Raw genomic sequence first — 10,513 nt, 5'->3', positions numbered from 1 at the left:
AACCTTCTTAGGAATTATATGCATTGCCTCAATATTAATTTGGTTAAAATGAACAACTTAGAATGTTTTTCAAACACGCTCTAGTGTACGCGACTCAAAAGAAAGGTTTAGGATTTAGAATGCCGGAAAATACAAAGTACCAGCGCAGATTTGAACCATACGAGAAAGAACTGATCGAAATACGCCGCCATCTTCACAGACACCCGGAGCTGGGCCTGCAGGAATTTGAGACCTCGGCGTTTATCCGTGATTATCTGGAAAAACTGGGCTATCGACTGACTAAGGTAGAACCTACAGGATGGATTGCAGAGCACCCCTGCCAGGAGACTGCCGCCTTTGCAGACAAAAAGCAGGTAGTGCTCCGGTCGGAGATGGATGCCCTTCCCATACAGGAGCAGACCGGACTTCCCTTTGCATCTGAGCGAGAAGGCGTCATGCACGCCTGCGGCCATGACGGGATTGTGGCAACGGCCCTGATCCTGGCGAAAATCCTTGCAAAGGAGAAAGAGCAGTTTCCTGTAAAGGTGCGGTTCCTTTTTGAGCCTGCGGAAGAGATTGGAGAAGGGGCGAAGAGAATGTTGTCTGCTGGGGCCCTTGAGCCGAAGCCGGATGCCTTTCTGATGTTCCACTATGCAGTGGATATGCCCTTTGGAATGGCGGTTCATGAAGGACAGGCGTCAGCCATGATCAACGGCATGGAAATCCGGGTTCACGGAAAGTCCAGCCACTGGTGCCAGGCATCCCAGGGAATCGACAGCATTTATGCCGCCTCGCTGGTGGTGCAGGCGCTTCATGACCTGAACGAAACCTATCAGGGAAAAGGTCCCTGTCTGGTGGGAATCGGAACCTTTCATGGCGGGGAGTATTCCAATATTATCACGGATCTTGTGACCCTGCGGGGAAACATCCGGGCTGCCTATGAAGAGGACTATCAGGCTTTGGATGAGAAAATGCAGGCAGTTTTGCAGGAAATTGAGAAGCGTACCGGAACCAGGATTGAGATCGAATATCCTAAGCCTGCGGTGCTTCCTTTTGCCAATGATGCCAGCCTTACCCGGATTGCCGCTGCCGCCGGGAAAAAGGTATTTGGGGAACATTTTATCCTGGAAGATGAGAACCAGCTGTTTTTGTCCGGGGATAATGCCTACAGGTATTTCCAGAAATCCAGGGGACTTTTCAGCGTATTTCTCGCTGGGATTCCAGGAAAAACCTATCCCCTTCACCATCCCAAATTCCAGATTGACGAGGCGGTGCTGCCTTATAGTCTGGAAGCTTTGTACGAAATCCTTGCGGGAATTTCCAGGGAAGAAGAGAACTGATTCGGCAAAGAGAAACCAATGGGGTCGGCAGCTGTGGGAGTACGCTCTGGCGCGTGCTCCCAAAATCATTCCAGCAATCTGCACGCCCCGTTTTGCGGTATATGAAAATGCAGATAAGTCAATATCGAGATAAGAAAAGCCTGTGCATGTATAGCTCAATGATACATGCACGGGCTTTTTAATAATATTGTTATGAAATAACACCTAGATTTAAAAATATTCTGTTTTCTATGTTATTAAATCAGCCCCAGACTTCTGCAGATAAACAGCCATCCTGTAAGTGTAAAAGAACTGAGCAGGGTGGTGAGCATGATCACGCTGGAAGAAAAGGAACCCTCATGTCCCATGTTTTTCGCCATAATGTAGCAGGTCACTGTGGTGGCAGAGCCAAGCATGATCAAAATGGAAACCAGCTTGTCATGGGTGAACCCAAGATGGATGGCAATAGGAAGGAAGATGGCGCAGAATCCAACCAGCTTCAAGAAAGTACATGCAATGGTCGCCTTCGGCCGTGAAAATACTTTTCCAAAATGAAGGGCACCGCCCATTGCCATAAGACCAAGAGGCGTCGCTGTTTTTCCCAGATTGTTTACTGTATTGTAAAGAATGGTTGGAAGGGGCAGGCGAAGCATTGACCACACAAGCCCTGTCACAATTCCCAGAATGATCGGGTTGGCAGCAATTCCTTTCAGGGTCCTCATAACCATCTGCCGGCTCATCCCATGGCTTCCCGGCTTCAGAAAGGAAAGCACCGCAACTGCCATCACATTGTAAAGAGGCACGCTGGCAATGATCATAAGCGGAGCCATTCCCACGTTCCCGTAAAGGTTCTGGATAATAGCCATTCCCAGAATGGCGGCGCTGCTTCTGTAGGAGGACTGTACGAATTCCCCCTGGATATCCCTGGGCTTCAAAAGGAAGGAAAGCCCAATGGAAATGGCGATGCTGCAAAACGTAGCCACAAAGCAGAAGACGACCATTTTGGTGTCCCACACTTCATAGAAATCTGCCTCTGCAATGTTCAGAAACAACATGGCAGGCAGGGCAACCTTAAATGCGAACTTGTTCATCTGGGACACAAAGGAGTCATCATAAAGTCCAATTTTCCGAAAAAGATATCCCAGCATTAAGGTTATAAAAATAGGGATAGTAGCATTAAGACAAAAAACCAGATTTTCCATAATCAAAAACACCTTTCTGAAATTGCCGCAATAAAGTGCGAAATGTTACTGTTCACTCCGTGCCCAGTAACACGCTTCGCGATGCACAGAAATCATGCAAAACATGATTTCGCGCCGCAATCCTCGGGTTTTCTGTGAACTTTGTTCACAAAAAACACCTCGCGGAATATTACCTATGAACAGTAACTGCGAAATATCTTTTTTGATTATAAACCCTTTCCTATAATTGTCAAATATTGTTTTCTGTGGTATCTTATAACAAACGGGGGGACGAATGGAGGAAAATTATGAGATACGGTAAAATTCGCATAGAAGATGGCAACCTGATCTTTCTCAGGCATATGATACAGAACAATCTCCCATGCAGGGACATTGTCTGGGCATACATCCATCGGGAAGGCGAAAACGCAGAAGCTGCTGTGAAGCAGATGATTTCCAATTATCTTGTGATCATAACCAGAAGAAAGAAACGATATCGTTTTGAGATGACAGAGCATGAGGCCCAGGACTGCCTACGCCTTTTGAAAATATTGAATCCGGACATGGCCACCGGCTTTCCAAGAGGGGGCAGGCTGCCGCTTCTGAACCTGCCCAATACAAGGGACCTTGGCGCCCTTGCCACAAAGGACGGACGGCATATTATTCCCCGCAGGCTTCTTCGAAGCGGAAACCTGTATCACGCTTCTTTGCAGGATCAGAACCTTCTTTTGGAGGATTATCGCCTGAAGACTGTGATCGACCTTCGGGACCAGACGGAGAAAAAGGAAAAGCCGGATGCCGTGATGAAGGGGGTGGAATATTATCACATCCCCATGATCGATGAGGAGACTGTTGCGGACATGCCGGAAAGTACCCTTGGCATTTTACAGGGAAGCACAAGGCTTCGCCAGATCCTGGAATATGACGGGGACATTGAGGCTTTGATCGGGAAGCAGTACGAGAATTTCGTGAAGGATCAGTATTCCGTGAAGCAGTGCGCCAGATTTATGGATGTGCTTTTCCACCATGATAACGGTGCTGTATTATGGCACTGCAGTCTTGGAAAAGACCGGGTAGGGGTGATGACAGCCCTTCTTCTATGCGTTCTTGGGGTGCACAGGGACGAGATCCGGGAGGATTTTATGCGCTCCAATATCTGTCTGGCAGGAGAGTTGGATTATATGCTCCGCTACCTGGAGGCCAATAAGCTGGACAGCATTGATAATGTAAACAAGGTATCCGCGCTGTTTAAGGTAAAGGAAGAATATCTGGACCGGCTGTTTGCAGCCATCTATGCAGAGTATGGCAAGGTGGAGCGCTTTTTGCGCAGGGGATTGTACCTGAATCCAAAGACCGTTTCCGATATGCAGAACAAATATCTGATCTGAAAAATTGCAGAAGCCTCTTTGGAACGGTATAATTATGTATAAATATGCTTTAATACAATAAAACATTAAAATTTTTTTAGTGTGTAGCATTGACAAAAAAAATTAAATTGTTATAATGGTAAGCATATCAATCTGAAGCACGAAAGCAGGATTATTTTATGCAGAATAAGATTTTATCATTATTAGTTGACAACACTTCAGGCGTGCTCAGCCGGGTTGCCGGAATGTTCAGCCGTCGTGGTTATAATATTGACAGTATCACTGCTGGAGTTACAGCAGATGTGAATTACACCCGTATTACTGTGGTGTGCAGCGGGGATGATGCCATTCTCGACCAGATCGTGAGACAGCTTGCCAAGCTTGTGGATGTAAGGGATATCAAGGTCCTTGACCCGGCAGACAGCGTAGTCCGCGAGACCGTTCTTGTGAAGGTTGCGGCAGCACCGGAGCAGCGCCAGGGAATTGTTTCTATTGCAGATATTTTCCGCGCTAAGGTTGTGGATGTAAGCAAGGATTCCCTGATCGTAGAGATGACAGGCAGCAAGACCAAGCTGGAAGCATTTATTGATCTGATGGGAGACTACGAGATCTTAGAGCTGGCCAGAGCCGGTGTTATGGGACTTGAGAGAGGCTCTCACGGAGTGAAGTTCTTATAGTTTGCTAAGGGGTGCGTATTTTGGAGAATGAATATACATACACGGAATATGCATATCTATTCCCTTAACGATATATATTTTTAAGTTTTAATACAGTAGGAGGAAACGAAAATGTCAGCAAGAATTTTTTACCAGGAAGATTGTAATCTCTCTTTATTAGATGGAAAAACAATCGCAATTATCGGCTACGGCAGCCAGGGACATGCTCACGCACTGAACCTGAAGGAGTCCGGATGCGATGTCATTATCGGTCTTTACGAAGGCAGCAAATCCTGGAAGAGAGCTGAAGAGCAGGGATTTAAAGTATATACAGCAGCAGAGGCTGCAAAGAAAGCTGATATCATCATGATCCTGATCAATGATGAGAAACAGGCTGATATGTACAAGAAAGATATCGAGCCAAACCTTGAGGAAGGCAACATGCTTATGTTCGCTCATGGCTTCAATATCCATTTCGGATGTATCGTTCCGCCGAAGAACGTAGATGTTACCATGATCGCTCCTAAGGGACCTGGACATACAGTAAGAAGTGAGTATCAGGCAGGCAAAGGTGTTCCGTGTCTGGTAGCTGTTGAGCAGGATTACACAGGAAAAGCTCTTGACGTTGCACTTGCATATTCACTTGGTATTGGCGGAGCAAGAGCTGGTGTTCTTGAGACAACCTTCCGTACAGAGACAGAGACAGACCTTTTCGGTGAGCAGGCAGTTCTTTGCGGCGGTGTTTGCGCACTTATGCAGGCTGGTTTTGAGACTCTTTGCGAGGCTGGCTACGACCCAAGAAACGCTTACTTCGAGTGCATCCATGAGATGAAACTGATCGTAGACCTGATCTATCAGTCAGGCTTCGCTGGAATGAGATACTCTATCTCCAACACAGCTGAGTACGGCGATTACATCACAGGACCGAAGCTTATCACAGAAGAGACCAAGAAGACTATGAAGAAGATCCTTTCCGACATTCAGGACGGTACTTTTGCAAAAGAGTTCCTGCTTGACATGAGCCCAGCTGGACGTCAGGTTCACTTCAAAGCCATGAGAAAGAAAGCTGCTGAGCATCCATCAGAGAAGGTTGGCGAAGAGATTCGTAAGCTTTACAGCTGGAACGGCGAAGATAAGCTGATCAACAACTAATTTTAACTATAAAGAAATCCGGGGCGACCCGGATTTTTTTATATAACAGAAGCTTCATGGTGTAATTTCCTGTTACATTCAAAACATTGCATCGGTTTTTTGACCTTTTGACCCTGGTATCATCAAATTATATGAACAGGCTTTGGGAGGATGTCACCAGCTCCTGTGCTTTTGCTCCACTGCGGCAAACAAAGCCGATTTCACGGGAGGGGAATATAAGTCCCAGCGGTACCTCAACAAGGGCACCCTCATCCAGCTCTTTTTGCACAAATTCCTTGATCACGCATGCGATTCCAAGACCTACCTGGGCAAACTGGATCAGAAGATCCATAGATGAAACCTCCAGAATATGTCCAAGCTGAAGTTGATGGTCGTGAAGCATGATATTTACAGACTGCCTTGTAATATTCTGTTCATCAAGAAGCATGAAGGTTGCAGTATGGGACAGAGGCTCCAAAGGGAAAAGCCTGTGCTGATTTTCCAGATATTGCTTTGTAGTTACAAAGGTATCCTGGATCTGCAGCAGAGGAAGAAATTCACATCCGGATAATTTTCCGGGACGCCCAATAAGACCAATATCAATTCTGTCTTCCTCCAGAAGGCGCAGTGTCTGGTAAGTAGACTGACAGGAAATAGTAATGCGCATCTGCGGATTTGCAGAAATAAAATTTTTCAGCCTTGGCATCAGCACATATTTACACAGTGTGGTGCTGGCACCAATACGCAGTCTTGGAATTTCCCTGGAACGATTGTGCAAAATGGAGTCTTCTCCTTCCGAAAGAAGCTCGAAGGCTGCTTTTACTTTTTCATACAGAAGCTGTCCGTCCGGAGTGAGAGTGACACCTCTGGAGCTGCGCTTAAAAAGAATAGTGTCCAGATTATCTTCTAATTTTTTGATGGCGCGGCTGATAGCCGGCTGGCTGATGTATAGCTCTTTGGCAGCCTGGGAAATATTTCCTGTGCGGCTGACTATATAGAAAATATAATAAAGCGATAGATTTTCCTGCATATGTGATTCTCCCTTTTTTATTCATATTAATATAACTACTGGTTATAATAAATATGATTAATATGTATTGTTATTATAACAGAGAATGTGCTAAAATAGCAACATACAGTGATAAAGAAGGAAAGAATCACCTCGCGGTATATATTTGCTGAAAAATACCATGATGTTGGGGTCAAAAGGCTTTTTGACCTTTTGCCCTTGGTATCATACCATTATACAATAACTAGGAGGAATATAAAAATGGGAATGACAATGACTCAGAAGATTCTGGCGGCTCATGCAGGCCTGGATCATGTAGAAGCAGGACAGCTTATAGAGGCACAGCTTGATCTTGTTCTTGGAAATGATATTACTTCTCCGGTTGCAATCCATGAGATGGATAAGATGACCGTAGATACTGTATTTGATAAAGATAAAATTGCACTTGTTATGGATCATTTTATTCCAAATAAAGATATCAAGTCTGCAGAACACTGCAAATGTGTCCGTGAATTTGCCTGTCGTCACGATATTACCAATTATTTTGATGTAGGACAGATGGGAATCGAGCATGCCCTTCTTCCGGAGAAAGGCCTGACGGTAGCTGGCGATGTGATCATCGGAGCAGACTCCCATACCTGTACATACGGAGCTCTCGGAGCATTTTCCACAGGTGTTGGAAGTACTGATATGGCAGCTGGAATGGCTACCGGTAAAGCATGGTTCAAGGTTCCGTCCGCAATCAAATTCAATATTGTGGGCAAACCTAAGAAATGGGTAAGCGGTAAGGATGTGATCCTTCATATTATCGGAATGATCGGTGTAGACGGAGCCCTTTACAAATCTATGGAGTTCGTAGGCGAGGGCATTAAGAACCTGTCTATGGATGACCGTTTCACAATTGCCAACATGGCTATCGAGGCAGGCGGAAAGAACGGAATTTTTCCGGTTGACGACCTTGCCATTGAATACATGAAAGAGCATTCCAAACGTCCGTTTTCTGCATATGAAGCAGATGAGGATGCTGTTTATGAGGCTGAGTATACCATCGACCTCAGTACACTTGAGCCGACAGTTGCGTTCCCGCATTTACCGGAGAATACCAAGACCATTTCCGAGATCAAAGAGCCAGTTGTTGTGGATCAGTCTGTGATTGGTTCCTGTACAAACGGCCGTATTGATGACCTTCGTGTTGCCGCAGAGATTCTGAAGGGACGCAAAGTGAAGAAAGGACTTCGCTGCATCGTGATCCCGGCTACTCAGGCTATTTACCTGCAGGCAATGGAAGAGGGTCTTCTGAAGATCTTTATTGAGGCTGGCGCAGTGGTAAGCACACCGACCTGCGGACCGTGTCTTGGCGGATACATGGGAATTCTTGCGGCAGGAGAGCGCTGCATTTCCACTACCAACCGTAACTTTGTAGGCCGCATGGGACATGTGGATTCTGAAGTTTATCTTGCAAGCCCGGCAGTAGCCGCTGCAAGTGCTGTAACCGGATATATTTGTGCACCGGAAGAATTAGGATTATAAGGAGGAGTACCCATCATGCAGGCAAAAGGCAGAGTATTTAAATATGGAGACAATGTAGATACAGACGTTATTATCCCGGCCCGTTATCTGAATTCCTCAGATCCGGCTGAACTGGCAACCCATTGTATGGAAGACATCGACAACACTTTCGTGAAGAGAGTGCAGAAGGGTGACATTATCGTAGCAAGCAAGAATTTTGGCTGTGGCTCCTCCCGTGAGCATGCGCCTATCGCTATCAAGGCAGCTGGTGTAAGCTGTGTAATCGCTGAGACATTTGCCAGAATTTTTTACCGAAATGCCATCAATATCGGACTTCCGATCATCGAGTGCCCGGAAGCGAGCAAGGGAATTGATGACGGAGATCAGGTGGAAGTGGATTTCGACTCTGGTATGATCTACAATCGTACCAAAGGAACCCAGTTCAAGGGTCAGGCCTTCCCGGAGTTTATGCAGAAGATTATTAAGGCAGAGGGACTTGTAAATTATATTAATGCACAGCACTGATATTTTTGTCAACAGGCAAAGTAAAATATCCTGTTAAGGGGCAAATTCCACAGCCTCACATATTGACCTTGTACCTAGTTTTACTAGGCGCAAGGTCTTTTTCTATAAGGAGAAAAATGGCGGAAACGAAAAAAGCAATAATCGCAAACATAGAAGAAATTTACAAATTTGCGGATAAAATAAGAACAATGCCTGAGTGCAAAAATTTGACCTCAGAAGAAAAATTAAAAATAATTTTCTCGTACCCATTTAAGATTGAAATAATTTAAGTGATTCGAGTTTTTGGTGAAAGAAAATAATAGGAAAAACGATTCTCTTGGACAAAACATAAAAGGCAAAAACAGAAAAGAGAGGATCAACCAATGAAAGAAAATAAGAAATTAGAAACAAGTAACACAGAAGTTGTGGCAGAACCACCCATCCAAATAATCGACAACCGAAGAGAAATAGACGATTTATCAGATGCCGAATTAAAAGAGCTAGAAAAAGAGCTTGAGCAATATGATAAGGACATGTGGCGGCATTTAGATTGCCTCCAAAAGTATAAACACATAGGTGAGGAAATCCCAAAGGATGTGCCGTTTACGGAGTATTTCGGTTACATCATACGGAATTTCCGCAACCCTAAACCAAGAAAAGAGTGGACAGTCAGGGATTATAAAGTAGATGCTACGAAGGAAGCAAGAAAGATGGCGGCATTTACAATCAAAGACCACGGCTATAAAGAGCCATTAACAGACAGACAAAAACGTGTTGTGGAGCGAATCCGAAACGGCACAGATTTCCATGTTTTTAACTCAATGGAGGAAATTAGGAAACGTTTTAAATAGCTCTATATAAGGGGATAAAATATAATATTCAGCCTGTTACCCCAGTTCCTTTTTACCCAATCGGTAGTGACAGTATTATGTGATAGATAATCTTTACATTTAGAAATGGCATTGGCTATAGCAGCAGTGTCCCCTTTGTAATCTCCAAGATTCAGTGAATATGAATCTAATGCGTCAATAAGTACTGAATTAGCGTCCATAATAAACCTCCTGTAATGGTATAAGAATTAGTGGCAGTACCCTAATTATACCGCAAACCGGGCAAAATCGATAGTAAATTATACCAATACAGGAGGCGGATAAAAATTACTTTTCTAATCAATGGGAATGATGTTATAATAGAGTAGACTAAAATAAATAATTGCATTCAATATAAGGGGGGATTATCCAATGCCTGAGATTAGTTTATTTTATGGAATACGCATTACGATGGATTGGAACGATCACAATCCGCCACATTTTCATGCACAATACGGAAATAATAAAGCTGTGGTATTGATAGAAGATGGAGTAATCAGTGAAGGTTATTTACCCAGCCGTCAGCTGAAATTTGTTCTGGCATGGACGGAAATCCATAAAGACGAATTAATGCAGAACTGGGAATTGTCAAAGGATGGCAAGCCATTAAACAGAATAAATCCGTTAATCTAAAAGGGGTGAATGGAATGGGTGATAATAAACTTGATCAACGATTCTATCCAGAAGTTTACCAGGCAGTGGCAGGAGAAAACTATACAGTCTATGCCTATATGAATGATGGAAGCGTAAGAGAATTTGATGTTAAGCCGCTGATAAAGCAAGGCGGTATTTTCAAGAAGATCGAGGATGAAACAGTATTTAAAAATACGCTGACCGTATTGAATGGGACAGTTGCGTGGGACATAGCTGGAAAGCGGAATGAGTATGAGTGTATTGATATTGATCCCATGACAATTTTTGAATGTCCAATCGTCCCGGATATTCCTGAAATGTAGAAACTTCAATACAATAAAACAGACACAAATAAA

At 44.3% G+C, this 10,513-nt stretch carries 13 protein-coding genes; 10 read left to right on the top strand and 3 right to left on the bottom strand.

The features are described 5' to 3' along the window. The first annotated feature begins 119 nt into the window (after positions 1 to 119). Positions 120 to 1,319: a M20 metallopeptidase family protein gene (locus OCV70_RS07640; protein WP_021925580.1), complete on the top strand. Its 1,200-nt coding sequence runs from the start codon at positions 120 to 122 to the stop codon at positions 1,317 to 1,319. A 236-nt stretch (positions 1,320 to 1,555) separates the two neighbouring features. Here OCV70_RS07640 and OCV70_RS07635 read toward each other — a convergent pair whose 3' ends face one another. Then, the gene (locus tag OCV70_RS07635) at positions 1,556 to 2,500 is read right to left on the bottom strand and encodes an AEC family transporter (RefSeq protein ID WP_021925579.1); all 945 of its coding nucleotides are present in this window, start codon (positions 2,498 to 2,500) and stop codon (positions 1,556 to 1,558) included. Positions 2,501 to 2,787: 287 nt separating this feature from the next. On the opposite strand from OCV70_RS07635, the gene OCV70_RS07630 reads away from it, so the two are divergent. The 3 genes from OCV70_RS07630 to ilvC all read left to right on the top strand — a co-directional run bounded on the left by OCV70_RS07630 (position 2,788) and on the right by ilvC (position 5,654). Next, entirely contained in the window at positions 2,788 to 3,867 is a 1,080-nt protein-coding gene (locus tag OCV70_RS07630) for a tyrosine-protein phosphatase (protein WP_021925578.1), read from the top strand. Between the two features lie 158 nt (positions 3,868 to 4,025). Continuing rightward, complete coding sequence (ilvN, locus tag OCV70_RS07625; protein ID WP_021925577.1) at positions 4,026 to 4,523, top strand: acetolactate synthase small subunit; 498 nt, start codon at positions 4,026 to 4,028, stop codon at positions 4,521 to 4,523. 111 nt (positions 4,524 to 4,634) lie between these two features. Continuing rightward, a complete protein-coding gene (gene ilvC, locus OCV70_RS07620; RefSeq protein WP_117855136.1) occupies positions 4,635 to 5,654 on the top strand; it encodes a ketol-acid reductoisomerase in 1,020 nt (339 codons plus the stop codon). 127 nt (positions 5,655 to 5,781) lie between these two features. Here ilvC and OCV70_RS07615 read toward each other — a convergent pair whose 3' ends face one another. Continuing rightward, positions 5,782 to 6,663 carry a LysR family transcriptional regulator gene (locus OCV70_RS07615; RefSeq protein ID WP_021924981.1) on the bottom strand — a complete coding sequence of 294 codons (882 nt, stop codon included), beginning with the start codon at positions 6,661 to 6,663 and terminating at the stop codon, positions 5,782 to 5,784. Between the two features lie 240 nt (positions 6,664 to 6,903). Between OCV70_RS07615 and leuC the strand changes: the two genes are divergently transcribed. The 4 genes from leuC (at position 6,904) to OCV70_RS07595 (ending at position 9,506) form a co-directional block, all read left to right on the top strand. After that, entirely contained in the window at positions 6,904 to 8,172 is a 1,269-nt protein-coding gene (leuC, locus tag OCV70_RS07610) for a 3-isopropylmalate dehydratase large subunit (RefSeq protein ID WP_021924980.1), read from the top strand. A gap of 15 nt (positions 8,173 to 8,187) precedes the next feature. Next, positions 8,188 to 8,676: a 3-isopropylmalate dehydratase small subunit gene (gene leuD, locus OCV70_RS07605; RefSeq protein WP_021924979.1), complete on the top strand. Its 489-nt coding sequence runs from the start codon at positions 8,188 to 8,190 to the stop codon at positions 8,674 to 8,676. 116 nt (positions 8,677 to 8,792) lie between these two features. Further along, positions 8,793 to 8,945, top strand: coding sequence for a hypothetical protein (locus OCV70_RS07600; protein WP_207743283.1), 153 nt, complete (start codon positions 8,793 to 8,795; stop codon positions 8,943 to 8,945). Positions 8,946 to 9,038: 93 nt separating this feature from the next. Beyond that, on the top strand, positions 9,039 to 9,506 hold the full coding sequence (locus OCV70_RS07595) for a hypothetical protein (protein WP_021924978.1): 468 nt from the start codon (positions 9,039 to 9,041) through the stop codon (positions 9,504 to 9,506). Between the two features lie 2 nt (positions 9,507 to 9,508). Here OCV70_RS07595 and OCV70_RS07590 read toward each other — a convergent pair whose 3' ends face one another. Then, on the bottom strand, positions 9,509 to 9,706 hold the full coding sequence (locus OCV70_RS07590) for a hypothetical protein (protein WP_021924977.1): 198 nt from the start codon (positions 9,704 to 9,706) through the stop codon (positions 9,509 to 9,511). Positions 9,707 to 9,896: 190 nt separating this feature from the next. On the opposite strand from OCV70_RS07590, the gene OCV70_RS07585 reads away from it, so the two are divergent. Both OCV70_RS07585 and OCV70_RS07580 read left to right on the top strand, forming a co-directional pair. Next, entirely contained in the window at positions 9,897 to 10,157 is a 261-nt protein-coding gene (locus OCV70_RS07585; RefSeq protein ID WP_021924976.1) for a DUF4160 domain-containing protein, read from the top strand. 14 nt (positions 10,158 to 10,171) lie between these two features. Continuing rightward, positions 10,172 to 10,480: a DUF2442 domain-containing protein gene (locus tag OCV70_RS07580; protein WP_021924975.1), complete on the top strand. Its 309-nt coding sequence runs from the start codon at positions 10,172 to 10,174 to the stop codon at positions 10,478 to 10,480. Positions 10,481 to 10,513: the final 33 nt, after the last annotated feature.

Source organism: Blautia acetigignens (assembly GCF_025566865.1).
Lineage (GTDB): Bacteria > Bacillota > Clostridia > Lachnospirales > Lachnospiraceae > Blautia_A > Blautia_A acetigignens.
This window is presented reverse-complemented; position numbering and strand designations above follow the sequence as displayed.